The sequence below is a fragment of the Halarchaeum rubridurum genome, assembly GCF_014647115.1.
Lineage (GTDB): Archaea > Halobacteriota > Halobacteria > Halobacteriales > Halobacteriaceae > Halarchaeum > Halarchaeum rubridurum.
Genome location: NZ_BMOO01000005.1, coordinates 293,538 through 314,407 on the forward strand (window position 1 = coordinate 293,538; position 20,870 = coordinate 314,407).

Below are 20,870 nucleotides of genomic sequence, written 5' to 3' on the forward strand. Positions count from 1 at the left end.
CGACCCCGGTGGTTAAACCATCGCTCTCGCGGTCGTCACGCCGTCGTCGGTACGGCGTCGAGCGCCGCCTCGACCGCGCGCAGGGCGTCCGGGCCGTCCCGGCGGCCCACGACCACGAACAGGGCCTCGTCCGCGACGCCGGCCGCCTCGACCGCGACGTCGGCGAGTGCGAGGCGCTCCAGCACGACCGCGAGCGCGGCCGCGTCCACGTCGCCGGCCGCGAGAATCCCGGTCAGCGACCCTTCACCGGGGACGAAGCCGACCCCGTTCACCGCGAGGGGCCCCTCGCCCGTCCCCTCGACGCGCCCGAGACCGCTCTCCATCGTGACGCGCGCGTCGCGGGATTCGACCGCGTACGCCTCGCACGCGTCGGCGTACCGGCGGAGCGCGGTCGCGGCTGCCTCGACGTCCGCGTCGTCGGCGAGGTCGAGGAAGCGCGCCGCGGCGGCGTAGTTGACGACGCCGGCTCGCAGCGCCGCGTCGAGGAACGGGTGGTCGCGGAGCGCGTCCCGGGCGCGCTCGGCGAGCGTTTCGGTCATACCGACGTGCAGGCTCACCGCGGGGGTAACGCTTGCGGGACGCGCGGAACGAGCGGGCGACGACGAGCGCGTGGCCTGGATCGGGGCGTCGGTGCGCGGACTGCGGGCGGGGCGGGGGCGTTGGTCCGGACCGCGGGAGACGGTGGTCCTAAGGTCGGTGCGTGCCAATCGCGTCCCATGCAAGCGCTCGTCATCGCGGCCCACGGCTCGCACCTCAATCCGGGGTCGAGCGAACCGACGTTCGCGCACGCCGAGACGATTCGCGCGGCCGGCGCGTTCGACGAGGTCCGCGAGGCGTTCTGGAAGGAGGAACCGTCGTTCCGCGAGGTGTTGCGCACCCTCGAATCCGAGGAGGTGTACGTCGTCCCGCTGTTCGTCTCCGAGGGCTACTTCACCGAGCGCGTCATCCCGCGCGAACTCCGCCTGGCGGAGTGGGACGTCTCGGCGTGGGACTCCGACGGCACCGACGCCGACCACGCGACGCTGAGAGCGACGGACGTCGACAAGACCGTCCACTACTGCGGGCCGGTCGGGACGCACGACGCGATGGGCGACGTCATCGTCGAGCGCGCCCGCTCTATCACCGAGGGCCGGGACCTCACCGACTTCGGCCTCGCCGTCGTCGGCCACGGCACCGAGCGCAACGAGAACTCCGCGAAGGCCATCCACTACCACGCGGACCGGCTCCGCCGGAGCGGCCTGTTCGCGGAGGTCCGCGCCGTCTTCATGGACGAGGAACCCGAGGTGGACGACGTGGCGACGCTCTTCGAGACGGACGACGTCGTCGTCGTGCCGCTCTTCGTCGCTGACGGCTTCCACACCCGCGAGGACATCCCCGTGGACATGGGCCTCACCGACGACTACCGGACGGGGTACGACGTCCCGACGGCCGTCGACGGCGTCCGCATCTGGTACGCCGGCGCGGTCGGCACCGAACCGCTCGTCGCGGACGTCGTCCTCGAACGCGCGGCCGACGCGGGCGCGGACGTCGCCGACGCCATCGTGGCCGTGCGCGAGCGGACGCGGAGCGGCTCCGACGCGAGCGCCGAGGCGGCCACGGGGCGGTCGCGATGACGAGCGACGTCGCCGCCCTGATCGAGGCGGCCGGGGACGGCATCGACTTCGACGGCCTCGTCGTCGAGGACACCGCCTACGGCTATCGCTTCGAGACGCCCGCGGTCTCGAAGCGCGGAATCGACACGAGCGAACTCGCCGCGCTCGCCGACGGCGACCCGTACGTCGCCAACTGGCGCTACTGGGTGGAGACGGTCGGCGGGCGCGGGACCGCGCGCCGGGCGTTCCTCCGATGGCTGGAGGGCGCGGACGACGCGACGGTGGGCGAGGGCGACGCGGAGGACGAGGGAGGACACGGCGAAGCGAGCGACGGCGCGGAACACGCCGACGCGGACGACGCGAACGCCGAGGACGCCGACGGCGAAACCGACGATGAATCCGATGCCGTGGACGCCCGCGAGCGTCTCGCCGCGCTCCGCGACGGCGGCCGCGTCCGTACGTGGGGCGAACTCCGTATCCGCGTTCGACTCGGCGGGGCGGGCGGCGAGCGCGTCTACGACGTCCGTCACCGGGACGACGCGGACGCCGACCCCCGCGACCTCGACACGCACCGCGACCCGAGCGACGCTCACGACCTCGTGAAGCACGACGACCGCGGGCGCTACCGGCCGCTCTCGACCGCTCCCTCGCTCCCGCACGGCTGGCGGTTCGTCGACCTCGACGGCGGCGCGCTCGTCGACACCGTCGATTACGTCTACCCGGCGACCGTCGCCAACTGGCACCGCGAACGCGAGGGCGACCTCGACGTCACTCACTGGCGCGAGACGGCGGACCGACAGAGCGGCATCTACGACCTCGTCTCCGACCTCCCGACAGAGGCGCTCGCGTGGGCCGCCGAGGCCTGCTGCGTCGACAGCCAGTGTCTGAAGCGCCGCGAGTGGGACCACGACGCCGACACCGACCTCGACGTCCCGCGGGGCGACGGCGAGTTCCCCTGTCGGGAGCCCTGCTCGCTGTTCGTCGCCGCGGCCCGCGAGTTCACGAAACTCGAACGCGAACCCGAGGAGACACGGGAGGTGACGCTCTCCGAGAGCGAGGTCGAGGGGCTCGGCGACCTCGTCGACGCCGTCGCGGAGGACCGGGTGAACGACGTCCGCGAGGCCGACCTCGACGACGGCGCGAACCGCTATCGCGTGCGCTACCTCCGCGCGAAACGCGGCCGCCGACTCGGCATGGACTAGCGCAGCGCGTACCACGCCGCGACGCCACAACAGAGCGCGAGCGCGCCGACGACGACCCCGACGACCTCGTTCAGGAGCAACACCGCGAGCACCGCGAGCGCGAGGCCGACGACGGCCACCGCCGCGGGGACGAACGCCCGGAGGTCCGGCCCCTCCTCGTCCGGGTCCGGCGTCGTCACCTCACCCAGGGACTCGTCGACGTCGACCGTGTTCGGCGTCTCGCGTTCGACGATTCGCACGGGGATTTCGAGGCGTTCGGCCCCGTAGCCCGCGGCGATTCGGAGCGTCCCCTCGACGGGACGCGGCCCCGGCTCGCCGACGGCGACCGTGATCCGCTCGCGCGACTCCGGCGGGACGTAGTAGTTGCCGCTCTCCGGGCGTGCGACCCGGGAGAGGGCCTCGTCGGTGTGGACGTGGACGTGGCTCCCGGCGCCGTGGTTGACGATCTCGACGTCGAACGACCCGTCCGCCTCGAACGGGACGGGCGACGCGTCGAGCGCGTGCGCGTGGCCGTCGTTCAGGTCGACCGTGAGCGTCAGGGGCACGTTCGGCCGGGGAGACGGCGGCCGACGGCAAAAAGCTTCGTTCGTCTCGGCAGATTACGCCGGGGTCTCCTCGCGCATGTCCGGCGGGAGGAGGTTCGGAATGCCGTCCTCGATAGGGTAGGTCTCGCCGCAGTCCGTGCACGTCAGCGTCCCCGCGACGACCTCGTCGTCCTCCTCGGACTCGACGTCGAGGTCGAGGTCGTGCTTGTCGAGCGGACAGCAGATGATGTCCATGAGGTCCCGCTTCATGCCTCGTGGGTGGGTGGCGGCCACCCAAAAGCCTTCCTCACTTTCCGCGCTCGCGGCTTCGCCGCTCGGTAATCGGCGACGCCTCGCTGGCGCTCGTTGTCGCCCTACTCCTCGCGTGTCGCTCCCACGGGTCGCTCCCGCTCGGGCGTTCGGTCGCCCCTACGGGACGCCCTACTCCTCGAAGGGGTTCGTCCGCACGACCGTCTCCTCGCGGCCCGGCCCGACGCCGAGCGCGTACGCGGGGACGCCGAGTTCGTCCTCGACGTACTCGACGTAGTCGCGGGCTTCGGCGGGGAGGGCGTCGTAGCCCTCCTCCGCGACGACCTCGGAGTCGAACGCGTCCCAGCCGTCGAACGTCTCGAAGACGGGGTCGCACGCGGCCCAGCGCTCCGTCGTCGCGGGAATCGTCGTGACCTCCTCGCCGTCGAGCTCGTAGGCGCGCCCGACTTTCACCTCGTCCAGTCCGGCGAGCACGTCGAGGTGGTTGATGACGATACCGGAGAAGCCGTTCGTGCGCGTTGCGTGCCGGAGCATCGGGAGGTCGAGCCACCCGACGCGGCGCGGTCGGCCCGTGACGGTGCCGTACTCGCCGCCCTCGTCGCGGATGTACGTGGCGAGCTCCTCCTCGCGGCCCTCGCCGGGTGTGTAGCCGGGGGTGTCGCCCTCGACGCCACCGAGTTCGGTGGGGAGGGGACCGCTCCCGACACGCGTGAGGTAGCCCTTCACGATGCCGACGACGTCGCTGTCGTCCGCGCCGACGACGCTCGGGCCGAGGCCGGTGCCGGTCGCGGCGCCGCCCGCGGTCGGGTTCGAGGACGTGACGTAGGGGTAGTTGCCGTGGTCGATGTCGATGAGGGTGCCCTGTGCGCCCTCGAACATGACGTTCGCGTCGTCGTCGAGGCGGTCGGCGAGGTAGTCGCCCGCGTTCACGAGCATGTCCTCCTCACGGAGGCGCTCCGCGTACTCGCTGTACTCGGCGTGGAGGGCGTCGACGTCGAACGCCTCGCCCGTCTCGACGCCGAAGACGTCCTCGGCGAGCGCGCGCTTTTGCGGGACGACGTACTCCAGTTTCTCGCGGAGCACGTCGGGGTCGACGAGGTCGCCCACCCGGATACCGCGACGGCCGGCCTTGTCCTCGTAGGTCGGGCCGATGCCGCGGCCGGTGGTGCCGACCTCCTCGCCGTCCTCGCTCTTCGCCTCCTCCTCGATACCGTCGAGGACGCGGTGATAGGGGAAGATGACGTGGGCGCGGCGGGCGACCCGGACGTCGGGGTCGAGACCGCGTTCTCGGAGGGCGTCGATCTCCTCGAAGAGCGTGGCGGGGTTGACGACACAGCCGTTACCGAGGACGCCGGTCTTGCCGCGGACGGCACCGCTGGGCACGAGGGAGAGCTTGTACTCCTCGCCCTCGTGCACGACGGTGTGGCCGGCGTTGTCGCCGCCCTGATAGCGGGCGACGACGTCGACGGCGTCGCCGAAGATGTCGACGACGCCGCCTTTGCCCTCGTCGCCCAACTGCGAGCCGACGATGGTGACGGTCATACGCCGGACGTTTCGCCCCCTCGGTGAAACTCGTTACGGTCCCCGCTCCCGAAATACACACGTCTATGGGTATGCCATCGGACGACGCTCGTTCGACTACCCACGAACGGACCCACCGAGGGCAGAAAGACGTAAATCCTCCCGGCGTGAAACCACGGGACACGTCCGCATTTTCCGGGGCGTAGGACAACCTTTAAACGCTGCCCCGACAAGTTAACAAATGCCATGATAGACCGACTTGAGAAAGAGGTCGATATGCTCGAACGCCACCTCGAAGTGCTCCGAATGGTCATCGAGAACGAGCCCATCGGGATCGTCAAGATGTCCAACGAGACGGGCTACCCGCACCACAAGGTCCGCTACTCCCTGCGCGTCCTCGAAGAGGAGAACCTCATCGAGCCCTCCAGTCAGGGGGCCATCACGACCGACCACACGCACGAGTTCGTCGAGGAACTCGACGAGAAGGTCGACGAGACCGTCCAGAAACTCCAGTCGATGAAGATCGAGTCCCCCGCCGAAGCGGAGAACTAGAGCCCGGGCACGGTCACGTGGAACGATCCCTCGCGGTCCTCCACGAGACAGAGGTGGTAGCCGTGTTTGCGCGCGACTTTCACGTAACTCTCCTTCTCGCTTCGCCGCAGGAAGCCGCCGCTCGCCGTCGCCTCGTCCGCCGCTTCCAGCGCGTCCGGTTCGAAGAACGACGCCGTGACGTAGAACGCTCCCGCGAGCGTCTCCGCGCCCGCGCGGACCCGGGACGCCGCCGCCGTCAACGCCTCCATCTCGCCGCCGGCGACGGGGTCGCGGCCCGTGTTCAGCGCCGCGACGACGAGCGGGTCGCCCATCCCGTCGCGTAACACGACGTCGAAGGACTCCGTCACCGTCTCGCCGTCGTCGGTCGTGACCTCCACCGTCCCGTCGAGTTCCGCGCGGTCGACCTCCGGAATCGCCTCGTAGAGCTCCGCGAGACCCTTGCGGTGGCCGGTCGCGTCGATTTCGAAGGGAAGGTCGCGGACGACCCACGAGACGAACCGGTAGGGCGCGGACGACTCGAGGAACGTCCGGTAGTCGTCGCCCGCGACCGTCGTGTCGGCCGCGTCGAAGCTCGTGTGGTGTTCGAGGCGGAGGTTCGCGTCTATCGCCTCCGGGTCCGCCTCGCCGAGCGCGTCCAGCGTCGGCTCCGCTCTCGACTCGTAGCGCACGAAGAGGTTCGTCCCCGCGAGCACCGCCTCGGGGTCGCGCTCCGTCGCGGGGTCGACGCGTCCGCCCGCGGCCTCTAGGGCGGACTCCAACTCCGCGACGCGCTCCTCCAGCGTCGCCACCGTCTCGCGGAGGTCGTCGCGCTCCGCGCGGAGCCGCTCGAGGTCCGCCTCGCGCTCCTCGACGGCGGCCTCGGCGTCCTCCGCGCGCTCCCCCAGCGCCTCGATGCGGTCCTCGCGCTCGGCGAGGCGCTCCTCGTACGACTCGATGCGGGCCTCGCGCTCCGCGACGGCGTCGCGCAACTCCGCGACGCGCGCCTCGTGCTCGGCCGCCGGCACGCCGTCCGTCCCGTCAGCCTCTGGCACTTCTGTTTCCGTTTCCGCGTCCTCGTCGTCATCCCCACCGGTCGCGTCGGCGGCGCCAACCTCGTCGTCGCCATCTTCGTCGGCGTCGTCGTTTCCCGCGTGCGCGCGCTCCGCTCCCGTCGCGCCCGCCTCCGGGGACGCCGTCTCACCATCACTGCCCGTTCCCGAGTCGGTGACTGCTACTCCGTCGTCGCTATCGTCGCCCTCGGCGTCGCGCGCCGCTGCGCCCTCACGACCGCTCGACGGCCCGCCACGCTCGGCGTCCACCGGTGAGTCGCTCCCGGCGCCGAGGGGGTCCAGCGTCGCCGAGGCTCCAGCGTTCGACGCGTCGTCCTCGTCTCCACCTGACGCATCGCTCTCCCTTTCACCCGGCTCGTCGCTCTCCGCTCCACTCGGCTCGCCGTCCTCCGCTCCATCCGAGGCGTCCCCTTCGCCGTCGGTATCGACGGGCGCGTCGTCCGCCGGCCCGGCCGCCGCGATGGCGAGCTCGTCGGGTACCGCCCGCTCGTCCGCCCCGCTATCGCGGTCGTCGGCCGGCTCGTCTGCCTCGTCGCTCCATCGCTCCCCGGCCGTCGCGTCGTCCCGCCGGGCCTCGCCCCCGCTCGCCCCGTCGTCCGCGTCCGCCGTCGCACCGGCCGCCGGCCCGGACGCCGTCCCGTCGGTCGTCGCGTCGCGCCTCCCGTCTCCCGTCGCCTCGCTCGCCTCGACGTCGGCGGCTCCGGCCCCGGCCGATACCGTCTCGGTCTCGTCGACCGGCTCCTCGGGCTCGGGGAGGTCGGGGAAGTCGAGGTCGACGGAGACGACGTCGTAGACCCCCACTTCGTCGGCCGCGCGCTCGAAGGCCTCCTCGCCGGTGAACACCTCCGGAACGTTCCCGACGAAGGCGACCGGGAACGAGCGACCGCCGTAGTAGGCGACGTAGTAGTCGCCGCTCAGGACGTTCTCGGAGAGCTCGACGTAGCCCGTGAAGCCCGCGTCGCGCAGCGCCTCGTCCGTCTCCGCGAGCGGCGTGTCGTTCGTGTAGTAGCTCGCGCGCGTCTCGCCGTCCGACTCGTGCATCGCCAGGAGGAGGGCGAGCGAGCGCTCCGGGGCGACGTGCGCCTCGCCGGACCCCTCGGCGACGTCCGCGACGGTGCCGTCCGCGACGGCGACGGCGCGGCCGTTGACGAAGAAGAGGTGTGCGCCGCCGGCGGTGACGACGCCGGAGAAGTCCGCGGCCGCGAGTCGAGCGAGCGCGTCCGCCCCACCCGCGTAGGGTCGGGCGTCCCACGACTCGACGCGCTCGGTCGTGCGTGTCTGCATACGCGCCCCGTGGCGGCACCGACGTAAAACGTTTTCCGGGGACCTACAGCTTGCCGCCGGCGTCGTCCGCGAGTTCCTCCATGCGCTTGGAGATTCGGCCGGCGTTCGAGAACTCGTCCTCGCTCATGGCGACGGCGAGCGCGTTCCCGAGGACGAAGACCGCGTGCTTGTGCTCGCTCTTCGACTTGTGGACGTGCGAGGGGTCGATGTCGAGTTCCTCGTACGGCTCGAAGACGCTCGCGTCGACGCCCTCGTACTCCGAGAACGTCTCCTTGATCTCCACCATCTCCTCGTGGAGTTCGAGCAGTTCGTCCTTGTGCATACCGCGATTTGGGTACAGCGAGGGTTAAACCTTGCTCGCCAGCCGGTCACACACGCAAAAAGCCGAGTTAGAAGACGTACTCGTCGTCGTGGCCCATCATGCCCTCGTCTTCGAGGCCGGGCTCGTCGTCGTCCATCGGACCGCTCGTCTTGTACGCCTTGATACCGGCGGAGAGGAGGTCCTCGATGGCGTCCTCCCGCGTGAGGAACTCGCCCTGCTCGACGAGCTGGGCGATCTGCATCTCGATGTGGTCGGGGATGTTGATTTCGACCTTTGGCATTCGTCTACCCCGAGGTTTGGCGTCGCCTGGTATAAAGTTGGCGGGCCGATTTCCCGCTTCACGAAACTCACGTTCACGTATCGGAAAGTGGAGTTGTCGTTCCGTGTCTCGGTGTTTCTCGATACCGGTACCCTCAGGGGCGCCCGGCGCGTGCCGTGAACCATGGACGAGACGGACGTCCGCGACGTTACGGGCCTCTACCGGGAGTTCGGTGACGCGCGTCTCCCACCGGGGCAACGCGAGGTCGAGCGCTTCCCCGTGCTCTCGATGGGTGGCACGCCGAACTGGGACCCCGAGCGGTGGCGCTTCGACGTCGACGGCGCGGTCGAGACGCCGCGCTCCTTCACGTGGGACGAGTTCCGCGACCTGCCGAGCGAGACGCAGCGCCAGGACTTCCACTGTGTCACCGGCTGGAGCACGTTCGATTGCGAGTTCACGGGCGTCAGCGCGACGACGCTCCTCGACGCCGTCGGCGTCGAATCGGACGCCGTCCACGTCATGTTCCACGCCCTCGACGGCTACACGACGGACCTCCCGCTGGACGCCGTCGCGCGCGACGAGGTGCTGTTCGCGTGGGGGTACGACGGCGACGCGCTCCCGCGCGAGCACGGCGGGCCGCTCCGCGTCGTCACCCCGCACAAGTACGCCTACAAGGGCGCGAAGTGGGTGGACGGCGTCACGCTCCTCACCGAACCAGAGCGGGGCTACTGGGAGCAACGTGGCTACTCCGTGAGCGCGAACCCGTGGGCGGAGGAGCGCTACTCGTGACGCCGCGACTCGCCGGCCGATGGCGTTCCGTGGCCGGTGGCGTTCCGTGCGTCGCCCGCGCCCGCGAGCGCGTCCGGTGGGTCGTCGGTCGTAGGGGCTAAGGCGCGCGCCCCCCGACTCCGTAGTAGATGGATTCACGCGAGGGCGTCGCGCGGGCCGACACCGGACGGCTCGTCAGCCGGACGGTCCGCCTCCCGGACGCGTCGCTGACGGGCGTGCTGCGGACGCTCGGGCGACCGAACGCCGTGTGGACGGCCCCGGAGGAACCCGGCGTCGTCGGCTACGGTGCCGCGGCGCAGGTGACCGCCGACGGTCCCGAGCGCTTCGAGGCGGTCCGCGAGCGCGCGAACGACGTTCTCGCGTCGCCCGACCGGCCCGCGGACGCCCCCGCCGTGGCGCGCCCCCGCTTCCTCGGCGGCTTCGCCTTCCACGACGGTCACGCGGGCGCGGGGCCGTGGGCGGGCTTCCCGACGGCGGCGTTCGTCCTCCCGCACGTCCAGGTCGTCACCGGGACCGGCGAGACGTGGCTGACCGTGAACACGCACGGGCCGAACGCGGACGAGGCGACCGTCGAGCGGACGCTCCGTGACGTGACGGAGCGTTTCGCGCCGGACGAGCGCGGGGCCGCGTCCCCGCCGGGCGTCGTCTCGACGGAGCGCACGACGTCGCGTGCCGAGTGGCGCGAGCAGGTGACGGCCGCGACCGAACGCATCCGCTCGGGCGAACTGGAGAAGGTCGTCCTCGCCCAGGCGCTCGACGTGACGCTCGCCGAGTCGTTCTCGCTCCCGGACGCGATGGCGCGCCTCGGCGACACCTATCCCGCCTGTTTCCGCTTCGCGCTCCGGCCGACCGACGGCGCGACGTTCTTCGGGGCGTCGCCCGAGCGCCTCGTCACCCGGGACGGCGACGCCCTCCGGACGGGCGCGCTCGCGGCCACCGTCGGGCGCGGCGAAGAGCCGGACGAGGACCAGCAGCTCGCGGCCGACCTCCGCTCGTCGTCGAAGTACCGCCACGAGCACGAGGTGGTCGCAGAGCGCATCCGCGAGCAGCTCGCGGGCGTCGCCTCCGGCATCGAGACGGGCGAGCGCCGCGTGCGGAAGCTCGAAGCCGTCCAACACCTCTTCACGCCGATAACGGCGTCGAGCGACGCGCACGTCCTCGACCTCGTGGAGGCGCTCCACCCGACGCCCGCGGTCGGCGGGCTCCCGCCCGACGCCGCGCTGCGCGTGATTCGGGAGACGGAGACGTTCGACCGCGGCTGGTACGCCGCGCCCGTCGGCTGGTTCGACCGCTCGGGCGACGGGACGTTCGCGGTCGCGTTGCGCTCCGCGCTCGCCGACGGGACGCACGTCCGGCCGTTCGCCGGCGCGGGCATCGTCGCCGACTCCGACCCGGACACCGAGTGGGAGGAGGTCCAACTAAAGTATCGGCCCGTCCTCGACGTCTTCGAGGCGGACGGCGGCGCGGGCGATGCGGTGACGGAGGACGGACCGAATGGGGGGGACGGCGACGCGTGAGCGCGCCGAACCGCGCGACGCTCCACGCGCGCGTCCTCGTCGACGAACTCGCCAAGGCCGGCGTCGGGGCGGTCTGCGTCGCGCCCGGGAGTCGCTCGACGCCGCTGACCGTCGCCGCCGACGCCCACCCCGACCTCGTCGTGTTCTCGCACCTCGACGAGCGTTCGGCGGCGTTCTTCGCGCTCGGGCGCGCGAAGCGGAGCGACGACCCCGTCGCGCTCGTCTGCACCTCGGGGACCGCGGCCGCGAACGTCCACCCCGCCGTCGTCGAGGCCTCGCAGGCCCGCGTGCCGCTCGTCGCCCTGACCGCCGACCGGCCGCCCGAACTCCGCGACAGCGGCGCGAACCAGACCATCGACCAGGAGAAACTCTACGGCGACGCCGTCCGCTACTACGACGACCTGCCCGAACCCGCCGTCGAGGACCGCACGCTCCGCTCGCTGCGCGTCCGCGTCGACCGCGCCGTGACGGCCGCGACCGGCGTCGAACCCGGCCCGGTCCACCTGAACGTCCCGTTCGCCAAGCCCCTCGAACCGACCGACGTCCCGGCGGACTCGCCCCACGCCGTCCCCGAGGGGTGGGTCGACGACCATCCGCTGGCCGCGTACGGCCGCGACGGTCCGTTCGTGACGACGACCGCGGGACGGATGGCGCTCGACGACGCGGCGCTCGCGGACCTCGCGGCCGCCATCGACGACGCCGAGCGCGGCCTGCTCGTCGCCGGGCCGACCGACCGCGAGTGCGCGCCCGCGCTCGTCGCGCTCGCCGAGGCGAGCGGCTTCCCGATACTCGCCGACCCGCTCTCCGGGCTCCGCTACGGCCCGCACGTCGGCGACGTCCCCGTCCACGGGGGGTACGACGGCTACCTCGACGAGCGCGTCACGGCGGAGTGGCCGGACCCGGACCTCGTCCTCAGAATCGGAGCGTCGCCGACCTCGAAGCCCCTGCGGCGCTACCTCGCGCGGTCCGGCGCGCGGCAGGTCGTCGTCGACCCCGCGGGCGGGTGGCGCGAGGCGACGTTCCACGCGAGCGACCTCGTCACCGCCGAACCCGGTCGGCTCGCCGTCGAGCTCGCGGAACGCCTCGATACGGAGAGTGCGAACTGGCCGGCGTCGACGTTCGAGCGCGCCGAGCGCGTCCACGCGGGCGAGGTCGCGGCCACGGAGGAACGCTTCGAGGGCGCGATTGCGCGCCGCGTCGTCGCGGACGCCCCGGACCCCGCGACGCTGGTCGTCTCGAACAGCATGGCGGTCCGCGACGTCGACCGCTTCGGCGCGCCCCGCGACGCCGACCTCGCCGTGTTGGGCAATCGCGGCGCGTCCGGCATCGACGGCGTCACCTCCACGGCGCTCGGTGCGGGGAGCGCGACGGACGACCCGCTCGTCCTCCTGATCGGCGACCTCGCGTACTACCACGATTCTAATGGGTTGCTCGCGCTCGAACGCTGCGGCGTCGACGCGACCATCGTCCTCGTGAACAACGACGGTGGCGGCATCTTCCACATGCTCCCCATCGAGGCCTTCGACCCGCCCTTCGAGGGGCAGTTCAAGACGCCCCACGGCCTCGACTTCGCGCCGACCGCCGAGCTCTACGGCTTCGACTACGTGCGCGCCGACGACCCGGACGGCTTCGCGGACGCCTATCGGGCGAGCCTCGCGAGCGACGGCACGCAGGTGATCGAGGTGGCCTCGGACGCGGAACGGAGTCACCGGACGCGCGAGTCGCTCAGAGAGCGCGTCGTCGCTCGCCTCGCGGACTGATCACTCGCCGGTGAGCGCCTCGCTCGCGGGCGCGAAGTCGATCTCTTTTCCCCGCCCGGCCTCGGCCGCGCGCTCGTAGAGCATGTGCGCGGCCGCGACGGTCTCGATGGCGGTGCCGCCGGAGTCGAAGACCGTGATCTCCTCGTCGTCCTCGCGGCCCGGGAGGCGATTCACGAGGACGTCGCCGAGTTCGCCGTGGACGTCGTCGTCGGTGACGACGCCGTCGGCCTTCGCCTGGATGAACGAGCCGGCGTCCGTCTCGGTGCGCGCCGCGAGGTCGAGGACGTACTTTCCGGCGCGTTCGAGCGTGCGCGCGTCGAGCTCGCGCTTCTCGGGGTCGTACTGGCCCATCGCGGTGACGTGCGTCCCGGGTTCGAGGTGGTCGCCGTCGAAGACGGGTTCCGGGGCGTTCGTCGCGGTGACGACGATGTCGGCGTCCTCGACGGCGGCCGCGGAGGAGGCGACGGCGGCGACGCTGGCGTCGAGGCGTTTGTTCATCTCGCCCGCGAAGTCCTCGCGGTTCTCCTTCGTGGGGGAGTAGACCCACACCGTCTCTATGTCCCGGACGGTGTCGATGGCGCGGAGTTGCCCGCGGGCCTGCGCGCCGCTGCCGATGACGGCGAGCGAGGTGGCGTCGCGTCGCGCGAGCGCGTCCGTCCCGACGGCGCCGACCGCACCGGTCTTGAAGGGGTTCATGCTCGCGCCGTCGAGGAGCGCGAGGGGTTCGCCGCTCTCGGCGTCGAAGAGGGGGGCCACGAACCACGCGTCGCGTGCGTCGAAGCCCGCGCCGTACATGTAGCCGCCCATCGCGCCGGTCTCGGGGAGGACAGCCGCATACGTCGTGAACATGCCCGGCGGCTCCTCGTTCACGAGCTTGGTCCGGGGTTCGGCGGGCGCGCCCTCGCCGCGCTGGCGGTAGGCGTCGCGGACGGCGGCGACGTACGCCGCGGGCTCCGCGAGGTCGGCGACGTCCTCGCTCCCGAGGTAGAGGCAGTCGGTCATACGGGAGGGTTAGACGAGCGCGCGGAAAAGGATTGAGGAGAGGGGTTACTCGGCGGCCGGCATCGGGGCGCGGTCGTCCGGCGTCGTGGCCGGTCCGGCCGTCGTGGCCGCGGTCGTCGTCGTGGCCGCGGGGACCGCGGGCTCGTCCGTGGGACCGCGAACGAAGAGGGCGTGGCCGACGAGCGCGACGCCCACACCACCCGCCGCGGGTATCGCCACCGCCGTCGAGTAGCCGGTGAGCGTGAAAATTGCGGCGACGGCGACGAACGCGAGGGGAATCAGCCCCAGGATGTGGTCGTAATAACTCGTCATAATGTATTACGTACTACGCGCAGCACTCATATAAGTGTTTTGCGTGAATGATGCGTTGCTGCTGTATCTGCTACTCATAACTTATGAGACGTTCGTCGACGGTGCATCGCCCCGAGAACCCCGCGTTCAGCGGAGGACGGCGGCGTACGCGACGCCGCGCGTGATGAGGAGGAAGAGCGAGCCGAAGACGGCGACCACGACCGCGAAGACCGGGTCGTAGCCGATGGGGAACGCGCCCGTGCCGAGGAGGGCTTGACCGAGCGCGTCGGCGGCGAGCCACGAGAGGACCGTCCAGCCGACGAGTCCCCGCGGGCCGTGCGTCCGCGTGCTGTACGCCCGACCGAGCGGTGCCGCGACGAGCCAGCCGACGAGGAACGGCGCGAGGACGCCGAGGAGGCGAAGCGGGTGCGTCGCGGTGTACGCGAGCATCCCGTGTTGGTACTCGCCGACGAGCACGAACGCGACGATGGCGACGAGGTCGGCGAGCGCGAACGCCCGGACCGTCCGGCTATCGACGTCGAGGAACGACATACCCGCAGTTGGGCCGTCCGGGGCTTTCCCGTATCGGTTCGCGCGGACGGCGACGCCACCCACAAGGGCGTCGGGCGCCCACTTCGGGTATGGAGTACGCCCTGCTCGGGTCGCCGCCGGACGCCCCCCGCCTCCGCCTCGACTGGCGGCGCTTCGCCTACGCCGGGAAGTTCGTGACGGGCGACGCCGGGAAGGCCGTCGCCGTCGCGGACGGCGTGCGCAACGGGAAAGAGTGGCCGCCCGACGCCCGCGACGCCGAGGCCGAGGGCGTCCTCGGCGCCGTCTCCTTCAGCCCGCACCACGCGGACGACGACGCGGTCGTCCTCCGCTACGTCACGGTCCGCGACGACCGGCGCGGCGAGGGGATCGGCGCGCGCCTCTGCGCGTTCGCCGCCGAACGGCTCCTCGATGCGTACGCGCGCGTCCGCATCGACGTCAACAACCCCTACGCCTACGAGGCGCTCCACAAGGCCGGCTTCGGCTACACGGGCGAGCGGGCGGGGCTCGCCGAACTCGTCCTCGAACGACCCGCCGGGGCGCGCGCCGAGAACTACGCCGACGGCCTCGCGGCCTACCGGGAGCGCGACCTCGACGACGCCGAGCGGGCCTTCCTCGACGCGCGCGACGGCCCGCCGGCCGTCGTGGACGCCCCGGCCGGCGAAGGCGAGCGTTAAGACCCGCGCGCCGATAGGGCGCGTATGGGAAACGCGGACCTCCGGCAGCTCGCCGTCATCGAGGAGGTCGGGTTCGACGAGCTCGACGGCGTGGTCGCCGTCGACGCGCACAACTGGCTCTACAAGTACCTCACGACGACCGTCCGCTTCACCCGCGACGACGCCTACACGACCGCGGACGGCACCGAGGTCCCGAACCTCATCGGCGTCGTGCAGGGCCTCCCGAAGTTCTTCGAGAACGACCTCACGCCCGTCTTCGTCTTCGACGGCCGCGTCGTCGGCCTCAAGGACGAGGAAGTCGAGGAACGCCGCGAGGAGCGCGAGCGGCGCGAGGAGAAGCTCGAGGCGGCCCGCGAGGCGGGCGACGCCCTCGAAGTCGCGCGCCTCGACTCGCAGACCCAGCGCCTCACCGACGTCATCCACGAGACGACGCGCGAACTCCTCTCGCTCCTCGACGTCCCGATGGTCGAAGCGCCCGCCGAGGGCGAAGCGCAGGCCTCCTACATGGCGCGCGTCGACGACGACGTCGACTACGTCGGGAGCGACGACTACGACTGCCTGCTCCTCGGCGCCCCTCTCACCCTCCGACAGCTCACGAGCAAGGGCGACGTCGAACGGATGGACTTCGAGGCCACCCTCGCCGAACACGACGTCACGTGGGAGCAACTCGTCGACGTCGGCATCCTCTGTGGCACCGACTTCAACGAGGGACTCACCGGATACGGCCCGAAGACCGCGCTGACAGCCGTGCGAGAGCACGGCGACCTCTGGGGCGTCCTCGACGCCGAGGACGCGTACATCGACGACGCCGACCGCATCCGCGAGCTCTTCTTCGACCCCGACGTCACCGACGACTACACCGTCGACGCCGACCTCGACCCGGACCTCGACGGCGCGCGGGCCTACCTCACCGAGGAGTGGGACATCCCCGTCGACGAGGTCGAACGCGCCTTCGAGCGCATCGAGGAGTCCGTGACGCAGACCGGCCTCGACCGCTGGACCTGACGGCGACGGTTCACGCCGCGGCGGCCGCGCGATTTCCCGACACGCCGCGTGCGCGACCGACCGTTCGCGCCTCCGCGCTCCGCGGTCCTTTTGTCCGCGCGCGCCCACTCTCCGGGCATGAGCATGAGTCCCGAGGAAGTCCAGCGACGTATCGAGGACGCCCTCCCCGAGTGCGACGCCGACGTCACCCGCGCCCGCGGGAAGCACGACGACGACCACCTCGCCGCGACGGTCGTCTCGCCGACCTTCGAGGGCGAGACCATCGTCGATCAACACCAGCAGGTGTACGACGCGCTCGGGGACGCGATGACGACCGACATCCACGCGCTCGAACTGACGACGAAGACGCCCGACGACGCCTGAGGACGAGCGGATACCGCGACGGACGGCTGTGTGTCTTCCTGACGAATCGACTGACTCGACTGCACGACCGACGCACCGAGCGACTCGGTGACGAGCGCACGCCGGACGCGTCGCTCCGCCGTGGCGTGGCCGGACGAACGAAAGAGGATGGGTCACGAAGCGCGGACCGAGCGGCGAACCCGAACCGCCGGCGCGCTCGTCGCGGGCCGTTCTACAGCGAGAGGTCGACGTCGGCTTCGTCGTCGAACTCCCGGTTGCGGAGCGCCTCGCCGCTGCGGCGGTCGAAGAAGTGGACCGCCTCCTCGGGGATGCGCGCGACGATGTCGTCGCCCTCGTCGACGAGCGTCCGGCCGTCGACGTTGGCGATGAACGTCTCGCCCGCCGGGCTGTCCGGAAGTCTGAGGTAGACGTTGTTCTCGTCGCCCATCGGTTCGACGACGTCGACCGTGACGGCGACGTCGTGGCCCGACTCGACCTCCTCGACGAGCTCGATGTCCTGCGGGCGGATGCCGAGGACGAGCGCGTCGGTGTCGAGTTTCGCGCGGACGTCGTCGCTCACGGGGTAGTCGAGGCCGTCGCCGACGACCGAGTCGCCCTCCAGGTCGACGTCGAAGAAGTTCATCGACGGTTCGCCGATGAACCCCGCGACGAACTGGTTCGCGGGCGCGTGGTAGGCTTCGAGCGGGGTGGCGACCTGCTGGAGGAGGCCGTCGTTGAGGATGGCGATTCGGTCGCCCATCGTCATCGCCTCCGTCTGGTCGTGCGTGACGTAGACGGTGGTGGTGTCGAGGTCCTCCTGGAGGCGCTGGAGCTCCGTGCGCATCTGCGCGCGGAGCTTCGCGTCCAGGTTGCTCAGGGGTTCGTCCATGAGGAAGACCTCGGGTTCGCGGACGATGGCGCGCCCGAGCGCGACGCGCTGTTGTTGCCCACCGGAGAGCTCGGACGGCTTCCGGTCGAGGAGGTCGCTGATGCCCATCGTGTCCGTCGCGGACTCGACGCGCTCGTCGATCTCGCTTCCGGAGAGGTCCGTGGACTCCTCAAGGCCGAAGCTCATGTTCTCCCGCACGGTCATGTGCGGGTAGAGCGCGTACGACTGGAACACCATGGCGATGTCCCGGTCGCGCGGTTTGGCCTCGTTGACGCGTCGGCCGCCGATGCGGAGTTCGCCGTCCGTGATGGTTTCGAGGCCGGCGATCATCCGGAGGGTCGTGGACTTCCCACACCCGGAGGGGCCGACGAGGACGAGGAATTCGCCGTCCTCGATGTCGATGCTGGCGTCGTCGACGGCGACGATGGTCTCGCCGTCGTCGTCGAAGTGCTTCGTGATGTCGTCGAGTTCGAGTCTAGCCATGGTGTGTTAGGTGGAGACCCCTTCCGCGAACTGGTCGCCGAACAGGACGTAGACGATGATCGTCGGGAGCGCGGCGACGAACGCGCCGGCCATCCGGATGCCGAAGCCGACCTCGGAGAGGCTCGCACCGAGTTGGCTGAGCGGGACGGTGACCGGCGCGCCCGCGCCCGGGCCGACGAGCACCAGCGCGAACAGGAGGTCGTTCCAGACCTGCGTGAACTGGTAGATGAGCGTCACCGCGAACATCGGCACGGAGAGGGGGAGGATTATCCGCCGGTAGATCGTGTGCGTCGTCGCGCCGTCGAGACGCGCGGCCTCGATCATCTCCTCGTTGAAGTCCTTGTAGTAGGTCCGGAAGAGGAGCGTACAGATCGGGATGCCGTACGCGACGTGTGAGAGTATCAGCCCGACGAGGTCGCCGACCCAGCCGGCGAGGCCGACGTAGCCGACGAGGTCGCTCACCGGGACGACCGAGGCCCAGAACTTCGAGAGCGGGATGAGGACGGCCTGGTACGGGATGAAGATACCCGCGATGAACAGCATCAGGATCGGCACCTGATAGCGCCAGTCGAGGGTCGTTAGTCCGTAGGCCGCCATGCTCCCGAGGAGGGCGGAGAGGATCGTCGCCGGGATGGCGAGGATGAGGCTGTTCACCAGCCCGCCCGCGAGCGCGTTGACCGCGCGCGTCCAGTGGACGCTCGTGAAGCCCGCGGGCGCGGGCGGGAGGAACGGTGCGGTGGCGAGTACGTCCGCCTTGATGGAGGTTACCAGCCCCGTCCAGAGGGGCAGCAGGTAGAAGACCACCAGGAGGACGAGGACGGCGTAGAGGGCCGTCGAGCGCCAACTTCGACCGGAGAGTGCGTTCGTCTCTGTCATAGTTCACCTGCGCGGTACTGGTAGAGGAGGTAGGGTGCGACGATGACCAGCGCCAGCGCGAACAGCATGATACCGATGGCGGCGGCGTACGCCCGGTTGTTGGCGACGAACGCCTGCCGGACCATCATCGTCGCGAGGATGTCCGACCCCTTCGGCGGGTAGTAGCTCCCGGTGAGGGAGTAGAGGAAGTCGAACGCCTTCAGCGCGAACACCATCAGGACGACGGACGCCGAGATGGTCGCGCCCTTCAGCTGGGGGAGGATGACCCGCCAGTACATCCGGAGGGTGGTCGCGCCGTCGACGCGCGCGGCCTCGAACTGCTCGGTGGGGATGGCGCGCAGGCCGGCGAGGTAGACGACCATCGCGTAGCCGCTGAACTGCCAGATGAGCGCGAAGACGACCGCACCGAGCACCAACGAGGGGTTGCCGATCCACTCGTAGGGGCCGAGGCCGACGACGCCGAGGATGATGTTCACGAGCCCGTTCTGCTGGTTGTACATCCAGAGCCAGAACTGGGCGGTGACGACGAACGAGAGCGCCATCGGGAGCAGGTATATCGTCCGGAACGTGTTCTCGTAGCGGATGCCCTGGTCGACGAGGACGGCCACGACGAGCCCGACGACGAGACAGAGGACGGTGAACGCCACGAGGAGCGCGAAGGTGTTGCGCAACGCCCCGATGAAGACGGGGTCGGCGAACGCCTTCGCGTACATCTCGAAGTCGAGGTTCGCGTAGTTCGGCGTCTGGAACCCCGAGGTGTCCGTGAGACTCAGGAAGAAGTTCCAGAGGATCGCCCCGTAGACGGCCAGCCCCATCACGACGAACGGCGGGAGCCAGTAGGGGAGCGACGCGGTGAACTCGTCGCTCACGAACCCATCGCGGGTCGCGTTGGCGTTCACCTCGCCGCCGTCGGCGCGAACCCGGTTCCGGCGGACGAGCCGCCCGAGATACGCCGCGAGCTTTCCACGCATCGCTCGCTCAGTTGTCGAAGGCGTCGACGAAGGCCTGTGCGGTGTTCTCGGCCGCCGAGTCCGAGTAGCCGGAGTAGTTCTGGCTGATGGCGGTCTTGAGGTCGCTCAGGACCCCGGGGGTCGTCGCCAGGCCGTGCGCGACGCTCGGCGGTTGGGCGGTGGAGTCCTGGAAGTCGCTGTACTGGTTGGTCTGGAACTCGCTGAACTCGTCCATCGGGACGTCGCTACGCGGCGGAATCGAGCCCTTCTCCGTGTTGAAGCGGACCTGGGCGTCCGTGGTGCCGACGTAGGTGAGCCACTTCTCCGTGGCCTCCGGGGAAGGGTTGTTCGTCGGGTAGACCCACGAGTCCATGTTCAGCGCGTACAGCCCGTCCGTGCCCGGGAACGTCACGCAGTCCCAGTCGGTGCCGTACTCGAAGTCGTCGGTGCCGGCGTACATGCCGGCGGCCCAGTCGCCCTGGTGGAAGAAGGCGGCCCCGCCGTCGATGATGAGGTTGTTGGCCTCCTGCCAGCCGACGGTGCCGGCGTCGGAGTTGAAGTACTCGCTGTAGGCGTTGATGGTCTTGAAGGCGTCCGCGATGGGACCGGTTTCGGCCTCGCCGGCCATGAACTCCTGGTAGGTGTCCCAGCCCGACTGACCCAGGTAGACGGCCGCCCAGAGCTGCAGCGTCGTCCACGGGGACTGACTGGACTGGGCCATGCCGACGGCGTCGGTGTTCTCCTCGACCTGGGCGAGGGCGTCGGTGAGGTCGGCGGGGGTCTCGATGGCGGAGACGTCGACGCCGGCCGCCTCGACGACGGAGGGGTTGTAGAAGAGGTTGTTCATGCGGTGGATGTTCGTCGGCACCGCGACGTACGTGCCGTCCGGGCGGGCCGCCTGTTGCGGGCCGGAGACGTACGCCTCCTTCATGTCGTTCTGACTCCAGACGGACTCCTCGATGTCCCCGAGCAGGCCGGCCTCGGTGAACTGGAGGAGGTTCTTCCCCGGCCACTCGGCCCACGAGCTCGGCGGGTTGTCGTTGCCGAGCCGGACGTTGATACGCGTGTTCAGGCTCGTGTTCCCGCCGCCGCCGATTGCCTTGTCGTTGACCGTGACGTCCGGGTACGCCTCCTCGAACCCCTCCAGCATGCTCTGGAAGGCGGC

23 protein-coding genes are annotated in these 20,870 nt (G+C 70.6%); 9 read left to right on the forward strand and 14 right to left on the reverse strand.

The window, feature by feature from the left end; translation table 11 throughout:
- Window positions 1–35 precede the first annotated feature (35 nt).
- The gene (locus tag IEX84_RS12350; RefSeq protein ID WP_188872887.1) at window positions 36–539 is read right to left on the reverse strand and encodes a DUF7523 family protein; all 504 of its coding nucleotides are present in this window, start codon (window positions 537–539) and stop codon (window positions 36–38) included.
- 177 nt (window positions 540–716) lie between these two features.
- Here IEX84_RS12350 and IEX84_RS12355 point away from each other — a divergent pair, with 177 nt between their 5' ends.
- Together IEX84_RS12355 and IEX84_RS12360 are read left to right on the forward strand one after the other, a co-directional pair.
- Window positions 717–1,613: a CbiX/SirB N-terminal domain-containing protein gene (locus IEX84_RS12355; protein ID WP_188872888.1), complete on the forward strand. Its 897-nt coding sequence runs from the start codon at window positions 717–719 to the stop codon at window positions 1,611–1,613.
- Window positions 1,610–2,794, forward strand: a complete 1,185-nt coding sequence (locus IEX84_RS12360) for a DR2241 family protein (RefSeq protein ID WP_188872889.1) — start codon at window positions 1,610–1,612, stop codon at window positions 2,792–2,794. The genes IEX84_RS12355 and IEX84_RS12360 overlap by 4 nt, the downstream gene beginning before the upstream one ends.
- On the opposite strand, the gene IEX84_RS12365 is transcribed toward IEX84_RS12360, so the two are convergent.
- The 3 genes from IEX84_RS12365 to IEX84_RS12375 all read right to left on the reverse strand — a co-directional run bounded on the left by IEX84_RS12365 (window position 2,791) and on the right by IEX84_RS12375 (window position 5,130).
- On the reverse strand, window positions 2,791–3,339 hold the full coding sequence (locus IEX84_RS12365; RefSeq protein WP_188872890.1) for a DUF7524 family protein: 549 nt from the start codon (window positions 3,337–3,339) through the stop codon (window positions 2,791–2,793). The genes IEX84_RS12360 and IEX84_RS12365 overlap by 4 nt on opposite strands.
- Window positions 3,340–3,393: 54 nt before the next feature.
- Window positions 3,394–3,588, reverse strand: a complete 195-nt coding sequence (locus IEX84_RS12370; protein ID WP_188872891.1) for a methytransferase partner Trm112 — start codon at window positions 3,586–3,588, stop codon at window positions 3,394–3,396.
- Window positions 3,589–3,759: 171 nt separating this feature from the next.
- Window positions 3,760–5,130, reverse strand: a complete 1,371-nt coding sequence (locus tag IEX84_RS12375) for an adenylosuccinate synthase (protein ID WP_188872892.1) — start codon at window positions 5,128–5,130, stop codon at window positions 3,760–3,762.
- 225 nt (window positions 5,131–5,355) lie between these two features.
- Here IEX84_RS12375 and IEX84_RS12380 point away from each other — a divergent pair, with 225 nt between their 5' ends.
- Window positions 5,356–5,661 carry a hypothetical protein gene (locus IEX84_RS12380; RefSeq protein WP_188872893.1) on the forward strand — a complete coding sequence of 102 codons (306 nt, stop codon included), beginning with the start codon at window positions 5,356–5,358 and terminating at the stop codon, window positions 5,659–5,661.
- Here the strand turns inward: IEX84_RS12380 and IEX84_RS12385 are convergent.
- The 3 genes from IEX84_RS12385 to IEX84_RS12395 form a co-directional block, all read right to left on the reverse strand.
- Window positions 5,658–7,994: a DUF7527 domain-containing protein gene (locus tag IEX84_RS12385; RefSeq protein WP_188872894.1), complete on the reverse strand. Its 2,337-nt coding sequence runs from the start codon at window positions 7,992–7,994 to the stop codon at window positions 5,658–5,660. The genes IEX84_RS12380 and IEX84_RS12385 overlap by 4 nt on opposite strands.
- A gap of 43 nt (window positions 7,995–8,037) precedes the next feature.
- A complete protein-coding gene (locus IEX84_RS12390; protein ID WP_188872895.1) occupies window positions 8,038–8,316 on the reverse strand; it encodes a UPF0058 family protein in 279 nt (92 codons plus the stop codon).
- A gap of 67 nt (window positions 8,317–8,383) precedes the next feature.
- The gene (locus IEX84_RS12395; RefSeq protein WP_188872896.1) at window positions 8,384–8,596 is read right to left on the reverse strand and encodes a DUF7120 family protein; all 213 of its coding nucleotides are present in this window, start codon (window positions 8,594–8,596) and stop codon (window positions 8,384–8,386) included.
- 162 nt (window positions 8,597–8,758) lie between these two features.
- Between IEX84_RS12395 and IEX84_RS12400 the strand changes: the two genes are divergently transcribed.
- The 3 genes from IEX84_RS12400 to menD all read left to right on the forward strand — a co-directional run bounded on the left by IEX84_RS12400 (window position 8,759) and on the right by menD (window position 12,641).
- The gene (locus IEX84_RS12400) at window positions 8,759–9,364 is read left to right on the forward strand and encodes a sulfite oxidase-like oxidoreductase (RefSeq protein ID WP_188872897.1); all 606 of its coding nucleotides are present in this window, start codon (window positions 8,759–8,761) and stop codon (window positions 9,362–9,364) included.
- Between the two features lie 128 nt (window positions 9,365–9,492).
- Window positions 9,493–10,881: an isochorismate synthase gene (locus tag IEX84_RS12405; protein WP_188872898.1), complete on the forward strand. Its 1,389-nt coding sequence runs from the start codon at window positions 9,493–9,495 to the stop codon at window positions 10,879–10,881.
- Window positions 10,878–12,641, forward strand: coding sequence for a 2-succinyl-5-enolpyruvyl-6-hydroxy-3-cyclohexene-1-carboxylic-acid synthase (menD, locus tag IEX84_RS12410; RefSeq protein WP_188872899.1), 1,764 nt, complete (start codon window positions 10,878–10,880; stop codon window positions 12,639–12,641). Before IEX84_RS12405 ends, menD begins: the two co-directional genes overlap by 4 nt.
- Here the strand turns inward: menD and IEX84_RS12415 are convergent, their stop codons facing one another.
- From IEX84_RS12415 to IEX84_RS12425, 3 genes are all read right to left on the reverse strand, one after another.
- Window positions 12,642–13,643 carry an ornithine cyclodeaminase family protein gene (locus IEX84_RS12415; protein ID WP_188872900.1) on the reverse strand — a complete coding sequence of 334 codons (1,002 nt, stop codon included), beginning with the start codon at window positions 13,641–13,643 and terminating at the stop codon, window positions 12,642–12,644. It abuts the gene before it with no gap.
- A gap of 45 nt (window positions 13,644–13,688) precedes the next feature.
- A complete protein-coding gene (locus tag IEX84_RS12420) occupies window positions 13,689–13,955 on the reverse strand; it encodes a hypothetical protein (RefSeq protein WP_229732370.1) in 267 nt (88 codons plus the stop codon).
- 126 nt (window positions 13,956–14,081) lie between these two features.
- Window positions 14,082–14,486, reverse strand: coding sequence for a DUF3054 domain-containing protein (locus IEX84_RS12425; RefSeq protein ID WP_188872901.1), 405 nt, complete (start codon window positions 14,484–14,486; stop codon window positions 14,082–14,084).
- Between the two features lie 89 nt (window positions 14,487–14,575).
- Here IEX84_RS12425 and IEX84_RS12430 point away from each other — a divergent pair, with 89 nt between their 5' ends.
- From IEX84_RS12430 to IEX84_RS12440, 3 genes are all read left to right on the forward strand, one after another.
- A complete protein-coding gene (locus tag IEX84_RS12430; protein WP_188872902.1) occupies window positions 14,576–15,160 on the forward strand; it encodes a GNAT family N-acetyltransferase in 585 nt (194 codons plus the stop codon).
- A gap of 24 nt (window positions 15,161–15,184) precedes the next feature.
- Window positions 15,185–16,165: a flap endonuclease-1 gene (fen, locus tag IEX84_RS12435; RefSeq protein WP_188872903.1), complete on the forward strand. Its 981-nt coding sequence runs from the start codon at window positions 15,185–15,187 to the stop codon at window positions 16,163–16,165.
- A gap of 123 nt (window positions 16,166–16,288) precedes the next feature.
- Complete coding sequence (locus IEX84_RS12440; RefSeq protein ID WP_188872913.1) at window positions 16,289–16,528, forward strand: BolA/IbaG family iron-sulfur metabolism protein; 240 nt, start codon at window positions 16,289–16,291, stop codon at window positions 16,526–16,528.
- A gap of 211 nt (window positions 16,529–16,739) precedes the next feature.
- Here the strand turns inward: IEX84_RS12440 and IEX84_RS12445 are convergent, their stop codons facing one another.
- The 4 genes from IEX84_RS12445 to IEX84_RS12460 all read right to left on the reverse strand — a co-directional run.
- Complete coding sequence (locus IEX84_RS12445) at window positions 16,740–17,879, reverse strand: ABC transporter ATP-binding protein (protein WP_188872904.1); 1,140 nt, start codon at window positions 17,877–17,879, stop codon at window positions 16,740–16,742.
- Between the two features lie 6 nt (window positions 17,880–17,885).
- Window positions 17,886–18,755 carry a carbohydrate ABC transporter permease gene (locus IEX84_RS12450; RefSeq protein WP_188872905.1) on the reverse strand — a complete coding sequence of 290 codons (870 nt, stop codon included), beginning with the start codon at window positions 18,753–18,755 and terminating at the stop codon, window positions 17,886–17,888.
- Window positions 18,752–19,726, reverse strand: a complete 975-nt coding sequence (locus tag IEX84_RS12455) for a carbohydrate ABC transporter permease (RefSeq protein ID WP_188872906.1) — start codon at window positions 19,724–19,726, stop codon at window positions 18,752–18,754. The genes IEX84_RS12450 and IEX84_RS12455 overlap by 4 nt, the downstream gene beginning before the upstream one ends.
- Window positions 19,727–19,733: 7 nt before the next feature.
- Window positions 19,734–20,870: ABC transporter substrate-binding protein (locus tag IEX84_RS12460; RefSeq protein WP_188872907.1), on the reverse strand; the 1,137-nt coding region annotated here is incomplete at its 5' end.

Excerpts from the sequence above, each read along its gene's own strand:
- IEX84_RS12350 (WP_188872887.1), bottom strand. The coding sequence starts at position 539 with ATGACCGAAACGCTCGCCGAGCGCGCCCGGGACGCGCTCCGCGACCAC.
- IEX84_RS12355 (WP_188872888.1), top strand. The coding sequence starts at position 717 with ATGCAAGCGCTCGTCATCGCGGCCCACGGCTCGCACCTCAATCCGGGG.
- IEX84_RS12360 (WP_188872889.1), top strand. The coding sequence starts at position 1,610 with ATGACGAGCGACGTCGCCGCCCTGATCGAGGCGGCCGGGGACGGCATC.
- IEX84_RS12370 (WP_188872891.1), bottom strand. The coding sequence starts at position 3,588 with ATGAAGCGGGACCTCATGGACATCATCTGCTGTCCGCTCGACAAGCAC.
- IEX84_RS12375 (WP_188872892.1), bottom strand. The coding sequence starts at position 5,130 with ATGACCGTCACCATCGTCGGCTCGCAGTTGGGCGACGAGGGCAAAGGC.
- IEX84_RS12380 (WP_188872893.1), top strand. The coding sequence starts at position 5,356 with ATGATAGACCGACTTGAGAAAGAGGTCGATATGCTCGAACGCCACCTC.
- IEX84_RS12385 (WP_188872894.1), bottom strand. The coding sequence starts at position 7,994 with ATGCAGACACGCACGACCGAGCGCGTCGAGTCGTGGGACGCCCGACCC.
- IEX84_RS12390 (WP_188872895.1), bottom strand. The coding sequence starts at position 8,316 with ATGCACAAGGACGAACTGCTCGAACTCCACGAGGAGATGGTGGAGATC.
- IEX84_RS12395 (WP_188872896.1), bottom strand. The coding sequence starts at position 8,596 with ATGCCAAAGGTCGAAATCAACATCCCCGACCACATCGAGATGCAGATC.
- IEX84_RS12400 (WP_188872897.1), top strand. The coding sequence starts at position 8,759 with ATGGACGAGACGGACGTCCGCGACGTTACGGGCCTCTACCGGGAGTTC.
- IEX84_RS12405 (WP_188872898.1), top strand. The coding sequence starts at position 9,493 with ATGGATTCACGCGAGGGCGTCGCGCGGGCCGACACCGGACGGCTCGTC.
- IEX84_RS12415 (WP_188872900.1), bottom strand. The coding sequence starts at position 13,643 with ATGACCGACTGCCTCTACCTCGGGAGCGAGGACGTCGCCGACCTCGCG.
- IEX84_RS12420 (WP_229732370.1), bottom strand. The coding sequence starts at position 13,955 with ATGACGAGTTATTACGACCACATCCTGGGGCTGATTCCCCTCGCGTTC.
- IEX84_RS12425 (WP_188872901.1), bottom strand. The coding sequence starts at position 14,486 with ATGTCGTTCCTCGACGTCGATAGCCGGACGGTCCGGGCGTTCGCGCTC.
- IEX84_RS12430 (WP_188872902.1), top strand. The coding sequence starts at position 14,576 with ATGGAGTACGCCCTGCTCGGGTCGCCGCCGGACGCCCCCCGCCTCCGC.
- fen (WP_188872903.1), top strand. The coding sequence starts at position 15,185 with ATGGGAAACGCGGACCTCCGGCAGCTCGCCGTCATCGAGGAGGTCGGG.
- IEX84_RS12440 (WP_188872913.1), top strand. The coding sequence starts at position 16,289 with ATGAGTCCCGAGGAAGTCCAGCGACGTATCGAGGACGCCCTCCCCGAG.
- IEX84_RS12445 (WP_188872904.1), bottom strand. The coding sequence starts at position 17,879 with ATGGCTAGACTCGAACTCGACGACATCACGAAGCACTTCGACGACGAC.
- IEX84_RS12450 (WP_188872905.1), bottom strand. The coding sequence starts at position 18,755 with ATGACAGAGACGAACGCACTCTCCGGTCGAAGTTGGCGCTCGACGGCC.
- IEX84_RS12455 (WP_188872906.1), bottom strand. The coding sequence starts at position 19,726 with ATGCGTGGAAAGCTCGCGGCGTATCTCGGGCGGCTCGTCCGCCGGAAC.